The organism is Pedobacter cryotolerans (genome assembly GCF_005116475.1).
In the GTDB taxonomy this organism is placed as follows: domain Bacteria; phylum Bacteroidota; class Bacteroidia; order Sphingobacteriales; family Sphingobacteriaceae; genus Pedobacter; species Pedobacter cryotolerans.
In genome coordinates this window covers 474,778-491,995 of the sequence record NZ_SWBO01000002.1, presented here as the reverse complement: position 1 = coordinate 491,995, position 17,218 = coordinate 474,778, and the positions used below count along the sequence as shown (strand labels likewise).

19 protein-coding genes are annotated in these 17,218 nt (G+C 32.9%); 11 read left to right on the top strand and 8 right to left on the bottom strand.

The annotated features are described in order from the left end of the window. Window positions 1-2 precede the first annotated feature (2 nt). From FA045_RS05310 to FA045_RS05300, 3 genes are all read left to right on the top strand, one after another. Window positions 3-1,628: an NADP-dependent glyceraldehyde-3-phosphate dehydrogenase gene (locus tag FA045_RS05310; RefSeq protein ID WP_136875214.1), complete on the top strand. Its 1,626-nt coding sequence runs from the start codon at window positions 3-5 to the stop codon at window positions 1,626-1,628. Window positions 1,629-2,069: 441 nt separating this feature from the next. Next, window positions 2,070-2,444: a type II toxin-antitoxin system HicB family antitoxin gene (locus FA045_RS05305; RefSeq protein WP_136875212.1), complete on the top strand. Its 375-nt coding sequence runs from the start codon at window positions 2,070-2,072 to the stop codon at window positions 2,442-2,444. A 310-nt stretch (window positions 2,445-2,754) separates the two neighbouring features. After that, window positions 2,755-3,324, top strand: a complete 570-nt coding sequence (locus tag FA045_RS05300) for a UbiX family flavin prenyltransferase (protein WP_136875210.1) — start codon at window positions 2,755-2,757, stop codon at window positions 3,322-3,324. Between the two features lie 62 nt (window positions 3,325-3,386). On the opposite strand, the gene FA045_RS05295 is transcribed toward FA045_RS05300, so the two are convergent. Both FA045_RS05295 and FA045_RS05290 read right to left on the bottom strand, forming a co-directional pair. Further along, window positions 3,387-3,692 carry a helix-turn-helix domain-containing protein gene (locus FA045_RS05295; RefSeq protein ID WP_136875208.1) on the bottom strand — a complete coding sequence of 102 codons (306 nt, stop codon included), beginning with the start codon at window positions 3,690-3,692 and terminating at the stop codon, window positions 3,387-3,389. Next, complete coding sequence (locus FA045_RS05290; protein ID WP_205943098.1) at window positions 3,676-4,023, bottom strand: type II toxin-antitoxin system RelE/ParE family toxin; 348 nt, start codon at window positions 4,021-4,023, stop codon at window positions 3,676-3,678. Before FA045_RS05290 ends, FA045_RS05295 begins: the two co-directional genes overlap by 17 nt. Before the next feature lie 170 nt (window positions 4,024-4,193). Here FA045_RS05290 and mtaB point away from each other — a divergent pair, with 170 nt between their 5' ends. The 3 genes from mtaB to FA045_RS05275 all read left to right on the top strand — a co-directional run bounded on the left by mtaB (window position 4,194) and on the right by FA045_RS05275 (window position 7,677). Then, window positions 4,194-5,513 (top strand): tRNA (N(6)-L-threonylcarbamoyladenosine(37)-C(2))-methylthiotransferase MtaB, encoded by a 1,320-nt coding sequence (mtaB, locus tag FA045_RS05285; RefSeq protein WP_136875206.1) that lies wholly within the window; start codon window positions 4,194-4,196, stop codon window positions 5,511-5,513. 218 nt (window positions 5,514-5,731) lie between these two features. Further along, complete coding sequence (locus FA045_RS05280) at window positions 5,732-6,886, top strand: prolipoprotein diacylglyceryl transferase (RefSeq protein WP_136875204.1); 1,155 nt, start codon at window positions 5,732-5,734, stop codon at window positions 6,884-6,886. A 2-nt stretch (window positions 6,887-6,888) separates the two neighbouring features. After that, window positions 6,889-7,677 (top strand): inositol monophosphatase family protein, encoded by a 789-nt coding sequence (locus FA045_RS05275; protein WP_136875202.1) that lies wholly within the window; start codon window positions 6,889-6,891, stop codon window positions 7,675-7,677. On the opposite strand, the gene FA045_RS05270 is transcribed toward FA045_RS05275, so the two are convergent. From FA045_RS05270 to FA045_RS05250, 5 genes are all read right to left on the bottom strand, one after another. Continuing rightward, on the bottom strand, window positions 7,674-8,939 hold the full coding sequence (locus tag FA045_RS05270) for an Hsp70 family protein (protein ID WP_136875200.1): 1,266 nt from the start codon (window positions 8,937-8,939) through the stop codon (window positions 7,674-7,676). The two genes, FA045_RS05275 and FA045_RS05270, sit on opposite strands and share 4 nt — an antisense overlap. Window positions 8,940-9,111: 172 nt before the next feature. Continuing rightward, window positions 9,112-9,663, bottom strand: a complete 552-nt coding sequence (locus tag FA045_RS05265) for a NifU family protein (RefSeq protein WP_136875198.1) — start codon at window positions 9,661-9,663, stop codon at window positions 9,112-9,114. A 153-nt stretch (window positions 9,664-9,816) separates the two neighbouring features. Continuing rightward, the gene (gene purB, locus FA045_RS05260) at window positions 9,817-11,163 is read right to left on the bottom strand and encodes an adenylosuccinate lyase (protein WP_136875196.1); all 1,347 of its coding nucleotides are present in this window, start codon (window positions 11,161-11,163) and stop codon (window positions 9,817-9,819) included. A 136-nt stretch (window positions 11,164-11,299) separates the two neighbouring features. Next, the gene (locus FA045_RS05255; protein WP_136875194.1) at window positions 11,300-11,494 is read right to left on the bottom strand and encodes a hypothetical protein; all 195 of its coding nucleotides are present in this window, start codon (window positions 11,492-11,494) and stop codon (window positions 11,300-11,302) included. A gap of 96 nt (window positions 11,495-11,590) precedes the next feature. Next, the gene (locus FA045_RS05250) at window positions 11,591-11,794 is read right to left on the bottom strand and encodes a hypothetical protein (protein ID WP_136875192.1); all 204 of its coding nucleotides are present in this window, start codon (window positions 11,792-11,794) and stop codon (window positions 11,591-11,593) included. A 394-nt stretch (window positions 11,795-12,188) separates the two neighbouring features. Between FA045_RS05250 and FA045_RS05245 the strand changes: the two genes are divergently transcribed. From FA045_RS05245 to FA045_RS05225, 5 genes are all read left to right on the top strand, one after another. Further along, window positions 12,189-12,755, top strand: a complete 567-nt coding sequence (locus FA045_RS05245; protein WP_136875190.1) for an RNA polymerase sigma factor — start codon at window positions 12,189-12,191, stop codon at window positions 12,753-12,755. Between the two features lies 1 nt (window position 12,756). After that, complete coding sequence (locus FA045_RS05240) at window positions 12,757-13,845, top strand: S1C family serine protease (protein ID WP_136875187.1); 1,089 nt, start codon at window positions 12,757-12,759, stop codon at window positions 13,843-13,845. A 70-nt stretch (window positions 13,846-13,915) separates the two neighbouring features. Continuing rightward, window positions 13,916-14,839 carry a DUF72 domain-containing protein gene (locus tag FA045_RS05235; RefSeq protein WP_136875185.1) on the top strand — a complete coding sequence of 308 codons (924 nt, stop codon included), beginning with the start codon at window positions 13,916-13,918 and terminating at the stop codon, window positions 14,837-14,839. Between the two features lie 46 nt (window positions 14,840-14,885). Further along, on the top strand, window positions 14,886-15,521 hold the full coding sequence (locus FA045_RS05230; RefSeq protein WP_136875183.1) for a peroxiredoxin: 636 nt from the start codon (window positions 14,886-14,888) through the stop codon (window positions 15,519-15,521). An 88-nt stretch (window positions 15,522-15,609) separates the two neighbouring features. After that, complete coding sequence (locus FA045_RS05225; RefSeq protein ID WP_136875181.1) at window positions 15,610-15,807, top strand: cold-shock protein; 198 nt, start codon at window positions 15,610-15,612, stop codon at window positions 15,805-15,807. A gap of 212 nt (window positions 15,808-16,019) precedes the next feature. Here the strand turns inward: FA045_RS05225 and FA045_RS05220 are convergent, their stop codons facing one another. Continuing rightward, window positions 16,020-17,198 carry a class I SAM-dependent RNA methyltransferase gene (locus tag FA045_RS05220; protein ID WP_136875179.1) on the bottom strand — a complete coding sequence of 393 codons (1,179 nt, stop codon included), beginning with the start codon at window positions 17,196-17,198 and terminating at the stop codon, window positions 16,020-16,022. Window positions 17,199-17,218 lie beyond the last annotated feature (20 nt).

The window sequence follows — 17,218 nt, the reverse complement described above, 5'->3', positions numbered from 1 at the left end:
TTATGAACTTTCAAGAACAATTGGATGCACTCTTTTTAACAGAAGAGCAGATTCCTACTGCCTTTAATTTGGCAGCCGAAGTTAACCAACGCGAATATTTATCTAATGGAGAAATGTTGCCTTGGACTGGTGATGTGCACACCGTACTTTCTCCAATTTGCATTAAAACTGCTAATGGATTAGAAAGAAAAGTGATTGGTACTTATCCGCTTTGCGATGCAAAAGAAGCAACAGCAGCACTTGATGCCGCAGTTACAGCTTACAACAATGGTAGGGGAGAATGGCCAACCATGAGTGTTGCAAAACGAATTGAGTGCGTTGAAAAGTTTACCCATGCTATTATAGAGAAAAAGCAAGAAGTAGTAAAGTTAATCATGTGGGAAATTGGTAAAACTTTTGCTGATTCTACAAAAGAATTCGACCGTACCATTGAATATATCCAAGCTACAATTGATGCATTAAAAGATTTAGATCGTCAGTCGTCTGGTTTTACAATGGAACAAGGTATTGTAGCACAAGTTCGCCGCTCGCCATTGGGGGTTGTTTTATGTATGGGTCCATTCAATTATCCACTAAATGAAACTTTTACAACATTAATCCCCGCATTAATTATGGGAAACACTATTTTATTTAAACCACCTAAACATGGCACTTTGTTGTTTTATCCATTGCTGCAAGCTTTTAAAGATTGTTTTCCGAAAGGAGTAGTAAATACCATTTACGGTCGTGGAAATAAAATTATTCCAGGCTTAATGGAATCGGGTAAAATAAATGTTTTAACACTTATTGGTTCTAGTAAAGTGGCTAATGAGCTGAAAAAAATGCACCCTAAAGTAAATCGTTTACGTGCTATTTTGGGTTTAGATGCAAAAAATGCAGCAATAATTACAGCAAAGGCCGATTTAAAATTAGCAGTACAAGAAACGGTGTTAGGTTCCCTATCATTTAACGGACAAAGATGTACAGCGCTAAAAATTATTTTTGTACACCGTAGTTTAGCTGATGAGTTTTTAACACAACTTTCTGCAGCGGTAAATCAGTTAAAATTTGGCATGCCTTGGGTTGATGGTGTATCTTTAACGCCATTACCAGAGCCTCACAAACCTGCTTATTTAAAAGAAGTAATTGATGATGCAATTGCAAAAGGGGCGAAGGTAATGAATGAAAACGGTGGCGCTACTAACGAATCATTTGTTTTTCCGGCAGTAGTATATCCAGTTAATTCACAAATGAAATTGTACACTGAAGAGCAGTTCGGGCCAGTTGTGCCTGTTGTGCCATTTGATGATTTGGAAGAAACTATCCAATATTTAATTGATTCAACTCACGGACAGCAAGTAAGTATTTTTAGTAATGATGACCAAGAAGTGGCAGCATTAATTGATCCTTTGGTAAACCAAGTGAGTAGAGTAAATATAAATTGCCAATGCCAACGCGGACCAGATGTTTTTCCTTTTACAGGTAGAAAAGACAGTGCCGAAGGAACGCTTTCTGTAGTAGATGCCTTACGTTCTTTTTCGATCAGATCTTTAGTTGCTACAAAGTTAAATGAGAATAATAAACATTTGTTAAACGAAATTATAGATAGCAATAGCTCTAATTTTTTAAGTACAAAATATTTGTTTTAGTGTTAATTTAAAGGATACAATCAATTTTAAACACCCAAGTTGTGTCACAATTACACTATATAAAAAAAAGAATGTTTAAACTTTCTTTTTAATTATAAAATTAGTTACATTTGGGCTTACCCTTTCGGGGGTATGTTTTTCATAGGTAGATGTAGGGTCTGAAACTTGTTTCAGGCCCTTTTTTGTTTTAACATTTATTATCATTCCGAGCTTGCGAGTAATCTCAATTTTGTTGCTTAAGTATTTCATCAAATTAAGCATGTATTTTATTATATTAATTTGATAAACTAAAATATTTAAGCTAGTAAAAGAATTGTTAAATTATTTAAAGGTATTGTGTGAAACAAATTTTGTATATACATTTGAGTATAGTTAAACATTGCTATATTTAATGTTGTTATTTAAATATCTGTTTGCAAATCAATCTTTTTAATCATAATAGTGAGAGAAATAAAAGAAAACCTAAAAATAGACTATAAGCATAAACGTGGAAAAGGTGTTTTTAGAATTTTAGAGTTTGAAGATCACGGACATCATATAGTTTATATTCCATCATTAAAATTATCTTCTTATGGCAATACTGCTGATGAAGCTCAAAAGATGATGGGAGATGTTATACTCGAAGATTTTTTTGAAAATTTATTTGAGCAGTCTGAAAAAGTAATTTTCGATTATCTAAAAAATCTTGGTTGGTCAAAAAGCAGTATATATCCAAAGGAACTTAGTAATGATGTGCATATTGATACTTATGGTATACTAAAAAACTTTAATCTTTCAAGTAGTACGAAGGTAACGGAGAAGTTAGTTGAAGTTTAGATGGGTGGCGATCGTCCAATACGAGTTAAGTGCTGGGAAAAGTTTCTCAAGTCGAAAGGATGTACTTTTAAATCAAAAAAGGGAACATCTCACGATAAATGGCGCTGTCCAGGTTGTATAATGTCAATTACATTCCGTGGTTCTGAGAAAGAAATTCCTTTTGCGCATGTAAAAACTAATTTAGATACCATGTCTGTTTCTGCAGATGATTTTAGGAATTGGGTAAAAAATAATTGCTAATTTTCATTTATTTCAGAGATGGATAGATTAATCCAATCTTCTTTTTCTATCGTATATTTGAACAAACATTATGAATAGGAAGAAAAAAATCATCGTTGCCATTACCGGAGCCAGTGGTTCTGTTTATGCAAAAGTTTTGTTTGATAATTTGGTTAAACTATCAGATCAAATTGAAAAAGTTGGTGTTGTAATGTCTGATAACGCGAAAGAAGTATGGCGTTTTGAGTTAGGTAACGAAGATTATGATAACTATCCATTCAATTTTTACCATAAAATGGATTTTAATGCTCCGTTTGCATCCGGCTCTGCCAAATATGACACGATGATTATTGTACCTTGTTCTATGGGTACTTTAGGTCGCATCGCCCATGGAATTTCTAACGATTTAATTTCGCGTGCCTCAGACGTAATTTTAAAAGAAAGAAGAAAATTGATTGCAGTGGTAAGAGATACGCCCTACTCTTTAATTCATATCAACAACCTAAAAACGGTTACCGAAGCTGGTGGAATTATCTGCCCAGCTAGTCCATCATTTTACAGTTTACCCAAAACAATTGAAGATGTTGCTTATACGGTAATTAGTAGAGTTATTGATTTAGCAGGTTTAGAACAAGATAGCTACCGTTGGAATGAAGAGTAGTTCGTTTGTTCAATCGCTCATTAGTTCATTGGGTGTTAACTAAAATATCAGAATTAAGTTTGTTAGATTTTAATATTTAATTCTAAGCGTCCGCCAAAACCAAGCTCGATAATTTTTTGTAGTGTCGAAATTCTAGCTTCCTTTATGTTATTCTCAATTTTTGAGATATAAGATTTTGAAGTTCCTGCTTTTTGTGCAAGTTGTTCTTGTGTCATTCCCATTTCCAATCGCGTATCTTGAATTAGAGCACCAATTTTGAAATTTTCATAGCCAGTTTCAAGTTCATCACGTTCTTTTGTGCCGATCTTTCCGTAATTTTTTTCTTTAAATTCTTCAAGGGTTGTCAGATTTTTATTTACTGTTTTCATATTCTCTTTTAATTTTTAAGGCCATTTCAATTTCTTTCTTTGGTGTTTTCTGTGTTTTCTTTTGAAATCCTTGTGCCAACACAATTAGTTGGCCTTGTTCAAAAAAACAGAAAATTCTAAAAATGTTGCTTCCTATTTGCACACGGATTTCATAAAGTCCATCTGTGTTCTCAATATGTTTAAGATAATTTTCTGGAACTCTTTGTAAATCTTCAACTAATTCAAAAGTCCAAACAATTTTAGCTTTTACTTTTGATGTTTGTTTGTCGAAGAAATCTTGAAAGTAACTTCTGAAAAATATTATCTTTCTATATTTTTGAATTTTAGCCACAATGCAAAATTGATAAAGTTTCACTAAAGTGAAACAAATATATGAAATAATTCGTTGTTCAACTAAGAAAAATAAACCTTCTAAAATCTCACATTTAATTGTAAGGTTTCTCTTCAGTCTCAAATCACATATCTTATTACTCACATCTAATTCTTATCTTTGCAACCTCAATGAAAAAAGTTGCATTTTATACACTTGGCTGTAAGCTAAATTTCTCAGAAACCTCCTCAATTGGTCGTTTGTTTACCGATGCAGGTTATGCTGTGGTAGATTTTACAGCAGGTGCAGATGTTTATGTAATCAATACGTGTTCTGTAACCGATCATGCTGATAAAAAATGCAGAAAAGTTGTTAAAGAAGCACTTAAATATTCGCCGAATGCTTATGTAACCATTGTTGGGTGTTATGCACAATTAAAACCTACAGAAATAGCCGAAATTGAAGGTGTTGATATGGTTTTAGGTGCTGCAGAGAAATTCAGAATTGTTGAATTTATTTCAGATTTGACTAAAAATCCGAAGGCAGTTGTTCACCAACAAAATATAGAAAAAGTTAACCATAATTTTGTTGCAGCCTATTCTATTGGTGATAGAACTAGAACTTTTCTAAAAGTACAAGATGGTTGTGATTATCCTTGTACCTATTGTACAATCCCATTGGCACGTGGTGGAAGTAGGAGTGATACCATCGAAAACGTGGTTAATCGTGCTACACAGATTGCAGCAAGTGGTGTTAAGGAAATCGTGTTAACGGGTGTTAATTTGGGCGATTTTGGTATTAGAGATGGACAGCGTGAAGATAAATTTTTCGATTTGGTTAAAGCTTTAGATGAAGTTGAAGGAATTGAACGTATTCGTATCTCATCTATAGAACCGAATTTATTGAGCAACGAAATCATTGAATTTGTGGCTACTTCAAAACGCTTTGTTCCTCATTTTCATATTCCATTACAATCAGGTTCTAATAAAATTTTAGGCTTGATGAAAAGACGTTACCAACGTGAACTGTACACCGAACGTGTGGCAAAAATAAAAGAGGTAATGCCAAATTGCTGTATTGGTGTTGATGTTATTGTAGGTTTTCCTGGCGAAACCCAAGAAGATTTTTTAGATACTTATCAGTTTTTAAACGAGTTAGCTATTTCTTATTTACACGTATTTACCTATTCAGAACGTGAGCAAACAGAAGCTGCTGTAATGAAAGGTAAAGTTGCTGGAAGTACGCGTTTCGAAAGAAATAAAATGCTGCACATCTTATCTGATAAAAAAAGAAGAGCTTTTTATCAATCTCAAATAGGTTCTACAGCACAAGTGCTTTTTGAAGACGACCAAAAAAATGGATTTATGCATGGTTTCACTAAAAATTATGTAAAAGTGAAAGCTAAATACGATCCTATAATGGTAAACGAGCTTAAAAACGTGAAGTTAGTAGAATTACTGGCTGATGGAGAAGTTGAAGTGGCTGAATTGGAAACGGTTTATAGTCATTAGTTTAAATTGTTTTTCGTTTAATTTAAAGCTTTAGACTTTAGTTTTTTTTCTTAGGTATTTGGTCATTAATTTCGCAACTTCAAATCTTTCCAACTTCTCGACTTTCTACCTTCCCAACTACCCAACTTTCTAACTTCCCAAACTACCCAACTTTCACCTTTAGTCTTTAAGCTTTAGTCTTTCAGCTTTCTTTATTATCTTCGCCTAAACTTATAAATATGTTTCCTACCGTTTCGCACTTTTTAAACTACTTATTTGGTATAGATGTACCACTTCCATTTAATACTTTTGGCGTATTTGTAGCATTGGCTTTCGTAGCTGGTTATTGGGCATTTAGTAAAGAATTACAACGTAAAGAAGCCTTAGGAATTCTTAAACCTACAAAAAGAACAATTACCATTGGCGAGCCAGCATCTTTTGGCGAATTGGCATCAAATGCATTTTTCGGCTTTATTATTGGCTATAAATTGATTTATGCCTTACTAAACTACCAATTGTTTGTAAGCGATGCGCAAACAGTAATTCTATCGTTTAAAGGGAATATTTTAGGTGGTTTGGCATTGGCTGCATTATTTACCTATTGGGATTATAAGGAGAAGGAAAAAGCAAAATTGCCTAAACCAAAAACGGTTGAAGTAACGGTTCGTCCGCATGAGCTGATGAGCAATATGATTGTTTGGGCAGCAGTTTGGGGTTTTTTAGGCGCTAAAATATTCGATAATTTAGAGCATTGGGATACTTTTATTCAAGATCCAATCGGCGGACTTTTATCTTTCAGTGGTTTAACATTTTACGGAGGTTTAATTTGTGGTGGGGCTGCTGTTTTATATATCGCGTATAAAAATGGGATAAAACCCTTACACATGCTTGATGTGGGCGGACCAGGAATGATGTTGGCTTACAGTGTTGGTAGAATTGGTTGTCACTTATCTGGAGATGGCGATTGGGGAATACCAAACTTAAATCCTAAACCATTTACTTGGTTGCCAGATTGGCTTTGGGCATATACCTACCCAAATAACGTGGCAAACGAGGGTAATCCGATTGCGGGATGCGTTGGTAAATATTGTAATGAGTTAGCTCAACCTGTTTATCCTACGCCAATTTATGAAGTAATATTGGCTTTTATCATCTTTTTAATTTTATGGAATATCCGTAAAAAAATTAACCTGCCGGGAATGATGTTCGGTATTTATTTAATGTTTAACGGTTTAGAGCGCTTCTTTATCGAATTAATTCGTGTGAATTCTAAATATACAGTAGCAGGTATTTCATTTACTCAGGCAGAATTAATTTCTTCGATACTGTTTATTTCTGGCTGTATTTTAGTGGGGTATTCAATTAAAAATAAAGAAAAACACGTAAATTATTAATTATGAACTACGAATTGCTTTGTACCAAAGTTATTGCTACAACACGCTTAACGGGTAATTTTATCCGTAAAGAAGCCATGGCTTTTGATGCGAATGCAATAGAATATAAAGGTTTAAACGATATGGTTTCTTATGTAGATAAAAATGCAGAGAAACAATTGGTAAGAAATTTATCTAAAATACTTCCAGGGTCTGGATTTATTACCGAAGAAGATACCGAAAACATTACCGACAAAACATATACTTGGATCATTGATCCTTTGGATGGTACAACAAATTTTATTCACGGCATACCAACTTATGCGGTAAGTGTTGCTTTGTACGAGGAAAATGAACCTGTTATTGGTGTAGTTTACGAAATAAACAGGGGAGAAATGTTTTCTACTTTTAAAGGGGGGGCTGCATTTTTAAACAACAAACCCATTCACGTTTCAAAAAATGCAAATTTAACTCAAAGTTTGTTGGCTACTGGTTTTCCCTATTATCAGTTTGATAAACAGCCACAATACATGCAGCTTTTTACAGAAATGATGCAAAAATGCCATGGTTTAAGGCGTATTGGTTCTGCAGCTGTAGATTTAGCTTATGTAGCTTGCGGTAGGTTCGATGCTTTTTTTGAATATAATCTCAATTCTTATGATGTTGCAGCTGGTGCTTATTTGGTTCAACAAGCTGGCGGAAAAGTAATGAACTTTAGTGGTGGCGCTGAATTTTTAGAAACCAGAGAAATGTTGGCAACCAATGGAATGGTAACCGAAGAGATTTTGGCTACCATTAAAAAGCATTTTTAATCTTCAAATAAATATCCGCTGTAAGCCAATCCTTTTGCCACACTTTTAAAGTTATCGCCAGAATTTATTTTTAAATGCGGAAAACGAGACTTAAATAAATCTTGTATTGCTTTTACCATCGAAGTTCCGCCAGTTAAAAATAAACTATCAATATTTTTTGGATCTAAGTTATTGGTAGCTAAAAATTCATCTAAGTAATTGCTAATTCTGGTCACATCTTTCGAAATGATCTCGCCATAAGTTTCAATTGAAACTTCTTCATTAATATCAATACCTGATTTTTGATATACAAAATCGATTTTATCCTTATTAGATAATTCAATTTTAGTTTTTTCAATCGCTTGAAATACAGAATAACCCAAATTTTGATCAATTAAAGTAATCAAGTTTTTAAAAAGTGGATCATTGCCAGAATAGTAATAATAATCTTCAATGTCTTTTTGTATTCTTAAACCATTAAAAAAGTTCATTTTATCCCAAGTACAGATATTGGCGAATAATGATTTGGGAACGTTCAATGGTTTGCCAGGCGTGGCTTCGTAAATGGTGTTTTTGCCAAAATAAGGTGTCCCTTTCTCCCACATAAAAGCCGAATCAAAACTATCTCCACCTACATAAACACCTCCTGTGGCCATCATATCGCCTCTTCGATCTTTATTAGCAACTTTTGCAGGATCTAAAATCAAGTAAGTAAAATCTGTTGTTCCTCCACCCAAATCGCCCACTAAAACTCTTTCTTTTTGTTCGATGGTTTTTTCATACGCAAATGCGGCACCAATGGGTTCAAACTGAAAACGTACTTCTGTAAAACCAGCAATCTGTGCTGCCTTGTTTAAACGAGTTTGTGCCAAGGTATCCTTTAAAGTATTATCATCATCAAAAAATACTGGTCTGCCGATAACCGCTTTTTTACAATCGTAGCCAATTATTTCATCTGCTCTTTGTTTCAGCTCTTTTAAAATTAAGGCTACCAAATCAGATGCATTGTACCTTTTATTCTGTATGCGAGTTTCTATAAAACTACTACGAGATAAAATCTGTTTGATAGATTTAATAAATCTGCCTTGCATGTTATCGCTCAAGTAAGAAGATATTGCAGTTTCGCCAATTACATATTTCTCTTGGTTGGGATGTGAAATTGAAGGAAAATAAATTAATGAAGGGATGATGATGGTGTCAACAATTTCTTTCTTTTCTTCATCAAAAATGGCTAATGCAGAATTGGTTGTGCCGAAATCTATTCCGTACAGATACTTTTTCATTGCGATAAGGTTTTGCTAAGTGGGGCGGCGAAAGTAAGAAAATTATCTCTTAAATAATATTTTCAATAGTTTTTTCATAAAAAAAGAGTTCAAACTTTAAGTCTGAACTCTTTTTTTTCAATTAATTATAAGCCCCTTTAGAGCTTGTCCCGATTTATCGGGAGGTTTGGGGTTATAAAGCCATCGAAACTACTTCCTTAACCTCAGGAACCATACGTTGTAATAAATTTTGAATACCAGATTTTAAAGTAATCGTACTTGATGGACAACCACTGCAACTTCCTCTTAATTCTACTGTAACTACACCTTCATCAAATGATTTATAGCTAATTGCACCACCATCTTGTTCTACCGCAGGGCGAACATAATCATGCAAGATTTGCTGAATTTTAATCTCTAAATCGCTACCTTCAAATGCAGGTGCTTCATCTGCCGTTGCATCCTTAATTTTTAGTTCAGATTCTACAGCTCCTTTAACGAATTCTTTTAAAATAGCTTCGATATCAGCCCATTCTGCATCTTCTGTTTTGGTAACGGTAACAAAATTACTTGCAAAAAATACACCGTTAACAAAGTTAAATTTATATAATTCTTTAGCAAAAGGAGATGCTTCTGCACTTTCTTTTGTTGCAAAATCCTCACTACCATTTATTAAAAGCTTATTTACCATAAACTTCATGGTAGCCGGATTTGGTGTTTGCTCTGTATATACGTTAATAGTCATGTCTTTAAAATTATGCTACAAAAATAATTAATTCTAATTCTAAATAGCAGATAGTTGTTGTCTATTTTAGGTCATTAAAAACGAAAATTTAGAATGATTGAATTTTGAATGAGTGAATTAATTCTATCATTCTCTAATTCTATCATTCTCTCATTAGAATATTCCAGTGTAATTAAAAGGAGTAATCAATTTCAGTTCTGCTTTAATTTGATCATTCACATCCAACTCATCAATAAAAACGGCCATAGTTTGCGCAGTTATTTTCTGATTGGTACGTGTTAAAGCTTTTAAAGCTTCATACGGATTTGGATAAGCTTCTCTTCTTAAAACAGTTTGTATAGCCTCTGCAACAACAGCCCAATTATTTTCTAAATCAGCATTGATGGCATCCTCATTTAAAATTATTTTATTTAATCCTTTTAGGGTAGATGAAATTGCAATTAAAGTATGCGCCATTGGTACACCTACATTTCTTAAAACGGTAGAGTCGGTTAAATCTCTTTGCAAACGTGAAATAGGTAATTTTGCTGCGAAAAACTCAAACAATGCATTAGCCAAACCAGCGTTTCCTTCGGCATTTTCAAAATCAATTGGGTTTACTTTGTGTGGCATTGCCGATGAACCCACTTCACCTTCTTTAATTTTTTGCTTAAAGTAATTTTTAGAAATGTAAGCCCAAATATCTCTGTCTAAATCGATAATGATGTTGTTAATACGTTTTAAAGCATCACATTGTGCTGCAAATTGATCGTAATGTTCTATTTGAGTAGTGTATTGAGCTCTTTTTAAGCCCAAAACATTGTTCACGAAATTATTAGAAAAATCTACCCAATTTGTTTTTGGATAGGCAATATGATGTGCATTAAAGTTACCAGTTGCTCCGCCAAATTTAGCGCTGTTTGGTATTGTTTTTAAATTAGCCAGCTGAACGTTTAAACGCTCTGCAAACACCATAAACTCTTTACCTAATTTAGTTGGTGAAGCTGGTTGCCCATGCGTGTGAGCCAATAAAGGAACGTTTTCCCATTCTTTGGCTAAAGCACTAATTTTTTCAACCAATTCAGCAACTGCTGGATAATAGACCTCAGTTAAGCCTAGCTTAAAAGTATAAGGAATTGCGGTATTGTTAATATCTTGAGAGGTTAAGCCGAAATGGATAAACTCTTTGTAAGGTTGTAAGTTTAATTCATCAAATTTTGTTTTAATGAAGTATTCAACTGCTTTTACATCATGATTGGTAATGCTTTCTGTGTCTTTAACAGTTTGCGCATCTACATCATTAAAATTTAAATAAATATTTTTTAATTGAGGATATAGGTTAGAATCAAAATTTTCTAATCCTGGTATTTTGGCATCACACAACGCAATAAAGTATTCAATTTCTACAAAAATTCTGTATTTGATAAGTGCAGATTCAGAAAAGTAATCGGCAAGTTTAGCGGTTGTTTTTCTGTAGCGACCATCTACTGGTGAAATGGCTTGAAGCGGAGATAAATTCATTGGATTGAAAAAATTGATATGCCCGCAAAGTTAACATTTATAAGGTATTTTATAGAATAGCAGCATTATAAAATGCCCTAGAATCAAAAAAGGCTTAAGCAAATTGCTCAAGCCTTTTTTATGTTTTGACTAAATACTAGTTTTTAGCAGTAGAATCAACAACAGCAGTATCAGTAGTAGTAGTTACAACTGTATCAGTGATTGTAGTGTCAGTTAAAGTAGTATCTGAACCTACAGTATCAGTAGTTTCAGATTTGTTTTCTGAATTACAAGCTACAACTGATAAAGATAATGCTAAAGCTAAAAAGCCAAATTTGAATAAGTTTTTCATTTTAATTTCTATTTAAATAATTAATTAATTTACTGTTAATACCCTAAACTTTAAAAGGTAACCCTGTAAAGTGATAAAAAATTAAATTATTTTTATTTATTGCTTTAAAGTATCTAAAATGGCATTTTTTTGATTAGAATTTATTTTAGCAGTGTCTATTTTATTGGTGTTGATGGTAGATGTGTCGATTTGTGTAGTATCATTTGAATTATTTTTTTGACTTGTGCTAAAATAATCACACGAACTTACTGATATAACAATTGCGATGACACATGCGCCTAATTTTAATACGTTTTTCATTGTTTCTTTTTTTAATTTTGGTTGATAAATTGATTTACAGTTAATGCCAAACTTTTTAAAAGGTGACCTTAAAATTGTGAAAATATATTTTTTAATTTTTGGGGTTACCATTGCTTGTTTTTTGTATTAACGGTTGTGAGTTTTTTGCAATGAAATGTGTGTTTAAACCTGATTGAAGTGTAAATACTTTTTGTGGTGTAGAATTTTAGCTAATTTATTTTTGCTAAAATAAAACACAAAAAGATTGAAACGGAAAGCAGGACTGACATTAATAAACGCTACTGTTTTTGCTTTTCTAATTATGGCTTTAAGGCTAAAAAATTGTCATTTTGCAGCGAAAAATATTTTTTTTGCCTATCATTGGGTTACCATTCACGTTTAAAAGTATTAATTGGTGAGTATTAAGTTAAGCAGTTCAGTTCCAACAGATAGAGAGGTAGTATTAGGTATACTTAACAACTCAGAAGAAGCGCTAAATAAGTTGTATACGGGGTATTTTCCGATGGTTTTACAATTTATTTTGAACAATAATGGCGATGAAGATGATGCGAAAGATGTGTATCAGGAAGCGATTATTGTTTTATATAACAAAATTAAGAGCGGCAATTTTGAGCTCAGTAGTAAGTTAAAAACTTATTTGTATTCGGTTAGCCGACGCATTTGGTTGAAAAAACTTACACAGATGAGTAAAAAAACGAATAACATAGCCGATTTTGAAGATGTTTTAGCAATTGATGAAGATATTGAAGCGCATGAACACAAGGACATGCAATTTGACAAAATGAAAGTTGCGCTTGAAAGTTTAGGCGAACCTTGCAAAACGATTATCGAGGATTTTTATATCCACAATTTATCGATGCAAGATATATGTGAGAAATTTGGTTATACCAATACAGATAATGCCAAAACACAGAAGTATAAATGTTTACAACGACTAAAAAAGTTATTTTTTCAATCATAAAATGAGGAACGAGATAGAATTAGAAGCGATTATTGAAGATTACTTAAAAGGTAAACTTACTGCCGATGAGCATAAAGCATTTGAGCAGTTGCGTGCCAACGATCCAATTGTTGATCATAAGGTTGTTGCGCATAAGGTTTTTTTAGAATCGATGCAGCAATATGCTGATATTTTATTGCTTAAAGAACGTATGGACGCTGCTCATCATGGTATTGATATAGCTGCTTTGAGCGATCAGGTTAGGCCTCATCCATCTAGAATTGTTAGAATTTGGAGAAACAACAGATCGGCAATTGCCGTTGCTGCTTCATTTTTAATTTTGGCAATGGTTATGGTTATTTCCATACAAAACCAGTCGAAACAAGTTGGTAGTTTTGAAGCTTTAAATAGAGAAGTTAGACAAATTAAAAGCTCACAAAATAATTTAATAAGAAATATTAATACTAAAGTACAGGCTAATGCAGTTGCACCTGCTAAATTTGGCGGTTCTGGTTTTGCAATTTCTAGTAATGGTTATATCTTAACAAATTACCATGTAATTAAAGGCGCAGACTCTTTATATGTGCAAAATAGTAAAGGTGTTTCATTTAAAGTTAAAGCTTATTATACTGATCCAATTAATGATATTGCAATTTTAAAAATTAACGATTTGGGTTTCGAAAATTTAGGAACTTTACCTTACAGTATTAAAAAATCTTCGGCAGGTATTGGCGAGCAGGTTTATACTTTGGGTTACCCTAAAGATGATGTAGTTTTAGGAGATGGTTATGTAAGTTCTAAAACTGGTTTAAATGGCGATACTTTAGCTTACCAAGTTGCTATTCCGGTAAATCCGGGTAATAGTGGTGGCCCATTATTAGATAACAATGGTAATGTGGTTGGTGTAATTAATGGAAAGGAGCATAAAACTGATGGAGCAGCTTTTGCTGTAAAATCTAAATATATTATGGAGGCATTAAACGCTATTCCGCAAGATTCGCTTAGTAAACGTGTTGCTTTTGGTAAAAGAAGTGCTTTACAAGGTTTAAAGCGTAACCAACAGGTACAAAAAATACAAGATTTTGTTTTTATGGTTAAAGTGTATAACTAAGCTAAAAATATTTAATTTACAAACCCCGAACTTTTAGTTGAGTTCGGGGTTTTTATTTATATAGTTAATTATGGAATTTGGAAGAGTAGCACCAGAAGAAATTGCGGAAATAAATTTTACTTTGCCACCAGACGGCGAGCAAACTACTTTAACTTTAAGCAAGGGGAAAAAAATTGCAAAACCATTGTTTTATGTGGGGTGTGCTAAATGGGGGAGAAAAGAATGGAAAGATTTGATTTATCCTAAAAAAACAAAAGAAGCAGATTTTTTAGGGGAATATGTAAAGCATTTTAACTCGATTGAATTGAACGCTGTGTTTTACAGCATCCCTAAAGAAGAGCAAATTTTAAAGTGGCGAGCGCAAGTTGCTGCAAATACTGATGGAGAGTTTTTATTTTTCCCTAAGTTCTCTAGATCGATAACCCACATTAAAAGGTTAAAGGATACTGATTTTTTAACTGATGAGTACATTAAGGCTATTTCTTCTTTTGGTCCGTATTTAGGTCCTTGCTTTTTACAAGTGAGCGATAATTTCGGACCTAATAATATTGAGGTTTTGGAAAACTACCTGAATAAATTACCCAAAGACTTAAAGGTGTTTGTGGAAGTAAGACATAAGGATTGGTTTAATGGAGATGCTAAAAAACAATTGTTTAGCATGTTGGCTAAATTACAAAAAGGTGCTGCAATAACAGATGCAAGTGGAAGAAGAGATTGTTTACACATGGAATTGCCTACACCCGAAGCATTTATAAGATTTGTAGGCAATGGAGGAAAGTATTTAGATTCTGACAAGGCTAGGGTTGATGAATGGGTGGTAAGAATTAAAGGATGGTTAGCTAATGGCTTGCAGCAAGTTTATTTCTTTTTGCACCAGCATGATGAAGCAGATACACCATTGATTGCAGATTATACGATTGAGCAATTCAACAAACATTTGGGTAGTGATTTGTCACGGATAAATTTTATTGACAAAAATAGTCTACTGTTTTGATAGGCTTTTTGTAACTTTAAAATATTGTAAATTAATTTAAAAGAAAATGAGTTTAAGAATAGGAGATACCGCACCAAATTTTAAAGCCAAAACATCTATTGGCGATATTGATTTTTACGAATATTTAGGTGATAGTTGGGGAGTACTATTTTCTCATCCGGCAGATTATACACCAGTTTGTACTACCGAATTGGGCAGAACGGCTTCATTAAAACCAGAATTTGATAAAAGAAATGTAAAAGTTTTAGCACTTAGTGTAGATTCTCCAGAATCGCACAATGGTTGGATAAAGGATATCAATGAAACGCAACAGACTACTGTTGATTTCCCGATTATTGCAGATCAGGATAAATCTATTGCAGATTTGTATGACATGATTCATCCTAATGCGAGTGAAACGATGACCGTTCGTTCACTTTTTGTGATTTCGCCAGATAAAAAAGTGAAACTGATGATCGTTTATCCGGCTTCTACAGGCAGAAATTTTACTGAAGTTTTAAGAGTAATCGATTCATTACAATTAACTGCAGAATATAGCGTAGCAACACCAGCAGATTGGAAAGATGGAGAAGATGTAATTGTGATGAATAGCATTAAAACAGAAGATATCCCAGCTAAGTTTCCGAAGGGACATCAAGTGATTAAACCATATTTAAGAACAACATCACAACCAAATAAATAATTTTTAAAACTATTTATTGATTTTGAGGATTTATAATTAACTTTAGATTAACTAAAACTAAAAAAATTATAAATACAATTGCAATTTTATGAATACCGGAAAAGTAAAATGGTTTAACACCGAAAAAGGCTATGGTTTTATTGTTTATGACAGCAATAAGGAGATTTTTGTTCATTTTAAAGATGTTAATGGTGGAATTGATGCCATTAAAGAAAATGATGAGGTTGAATTTGAAATAGCTGAAGGAAAAAAAGGATTGCAAGCAGTAAATGTGAGTAAAGCTTAATTAAAATCTTAATAATTTATAAAAGTCTGTTTCTAACCAAAACAGACTTTTTTTATTCAGTAGCTCGTTTTGCAATAGCTTGCTCCGATTTATCGGAGAGGAACGACGAAGCAATCTCCTCTCAAAAGTAAAGTAATAAAATAGATTCTTAAATGCTGTAAAAAATAGCATTCGTAATGACTAAGAAATCTATAGAAAACAAAAATTTATTTTTAATAATGCTGAATTATTTTTGCCTTAATTGCGATGTAACCATTTATTGTTTGTGTAAAAATTATAAAATCATCATGATTTGGAATAATCTTATATTTCTTAACTAAATTTTCTGCTCTTTCAGGAAAATTTCTAACGATAACATTGCCAGTTAAATTCTTCTCTTTTTTTAGTTCGTTTAAAGTGAGCAGTTTTTCTATTTCAAATATTCGCCCTAAAAAATCCGTTTTAATATCATTACTAAAATACAATTGCGTTTGTTGATGCAACTTTTTTAAATCAAATCTTTCGGCTATTAAATTAAAAGCACCACTTTTTAAAAGTGCAACATCTGGTTCATATAAGTATCCTGTAGGTTCTATCTGAGCTATTTTTGTAGCTAATTTTAAATCCTCAATAGCGAATTTGAATGTTTTTAAACTTTCGTTTAAAGTAGCGCAAACTACAGTTGTACTTTCACTAAAATCTTTGTCTATAATCCATAGCAACTCTTTACATTCATTTTTTAAACTTACGATATGTATTTCGCTTACATTTTTTAACTCTAATAAACCAGCGGAAATATCTAATAATGGCGCTGTTTTTATAATTATTCTATCAGCTTTGCTTAAAAACAAGTTTAAGTGTTCGGTTACATCTGGTGTGCAGTCTTTAAGTTTAAAAACCTTATTGCTCTGGTTTCTCCTAGCGGGATCAATATAAATCGTGCCGAAATGTTTTGTGGTGTTTTGCAAAAAAGTAATCCCATCCTGAGCTAAAACTTGAATATTATTTGCGCCAAATTGCTTCGCGTTATGAGCTGATAGTACGGCTAATTCTTCATTAATTTCACAGCTATAGATGTTCTTAGTTTTTTTAGCGAAGAAGAAACTATCAACCCCAAAACCCGATGTTAAATCAATTAAAGAATTGCCTTTTGCTAAATTACTTTTATAGCTAGCTGTTGGTTCTGATGAACATTGCTCTATAGATAATAAAGCTGGGTAATAAATATTTTCGCTATTAAACCAAGTTGGTAACTTGGTTTTTGATTTTTTTTTTGCTGCAATTTGTCCCGCCAACTCTGCTGAAGAAATATTTTGGAAGATAGGTTTAGCTAAGGCAATTTGATTTGTATCGGCATTGATATGCTCACTAATGTATTGCTGTACCTCGTCATTTAAAATATTTCGATTCATGTTAGAGAATAAAAGCCCCT

What these genes read in the sequence shown, in the direction of transcription:
- FA045_RS05275 (WP_136875202.1), top strand. Translation starts at nt 6,889, where the DNA reads ATGAACTACGAATTGCTTTGTACCAAAGTTATTGCTACAACACGCTTA.
- mtaB (WP_136875206.1), top strand. Translation starts at nt 4,194, where the DNA reads ATGAAAAAAGTTGCATTTTATACACTTGGCTGTAAGCTAAATTTCTCA.
- FA045_RS05265 (WP_136875198.1), bottom strand. Translation starts at nt 9,663, where the DNA reads ATGACTATTAACGTATATACAGAGCAAACACCAAATCCGGCTACCATG.
- FA045_RS05240 (WP_136875187.1), top strand. Translation starts at nt 12,757, where the DNA reads ATGAGGAACGAGATAGAATTAGAAGCGATTATTGAAGATTACTTAAAA.
- purB (WP_136875196.1), bottom strand. Translation starts at nt 11,163, where the DNA reads ATGAATTTATCTCCGCTTCAAGCCATTTCACCAGTAGATGGTCGCTAC.
- FA045_RS05300 (WP_136875210.1), top strand. Translation starts at nt 2,755, where the DNA reads ATGAATAGGAAGAAAAAAATCATCGTTGCCATTACCGGAGCCAGTGGT.
- FA045_RS05255 (WP_136875194.1), bottom strand. Translation starts at nt 11,494, where the DNA reads ATGAAAAACTTATTCAAATTTGGCTTTTTAGCTTTAGCATTATCTTTA.
- FA045_RS05230 (WP_136875183.1), top strand. Translation starts at nt 14,886, where the DNA reads ATGAGTTTAAGAATAGGAGATACCGCACCAAATTTTAAAGCCAAAACA.
- FA045_RS05235 (WP_136875185.1), top strand. Translation starts at nt 13,916, where the DNA reads ATGGAATTTGGAAGAGTAGCACCAGAAGAAATTGCGGAAATAAATTTT.
- FA045_RS05270 (WP_136875200.1), bottom strand. Translation starts at nt 8,939, where the DNA reads ATGAAAAAGTATCTGTACGGAATAGATTTCGGCACAACCAATTCTGCA.
- FA045_RS05250 (WP_136875192.1), bottom strand. Translation starts at nt 11,794, where the DNA reads ATGAAAAACGTATTAAAATTAGGCGCATGTGTCATCGCAATTGTTATA.
- FA045_RS05225 (WP_136875181.1), top strand. Translation starts at nt 15,610, where the DNA reads ATGAATACCGGAAAAGTAAAATGGTTTAACACCGAAAAAGGCTATGGT.
- FA045_RS05295 (WP_136875208.1), bottom strand. Translation starts at nt 3,692, where the DNA reads ATGAAAACAGTAAATAAAAATCTGACAACCCTTGAAGAATTTAAAGAA.
- FA045_RS05280 (WP_136875204.1), top strand. Translation starts at nt 5,732, where the DNA reads ATGTTTCCTACCGTTTCGCACTTTTTAAACTACTTATTTGGTATAGAT.
- FA045_RS05310 (WP_136875214.1), top strand. Translation starts at nt 3, where the DNA reads ATGAACTTTCAAGAACAATTGGATGCACTCTTTTTAACAGAAGAGCAG.
- FA045_RS05220 (WP_136875179.1), bottom strand. Translation starts at nt 17,198, where the DNA reads ATGAATCGAAATATTTTAAATGACGAGGTACAGCAATACATTAGTGAG.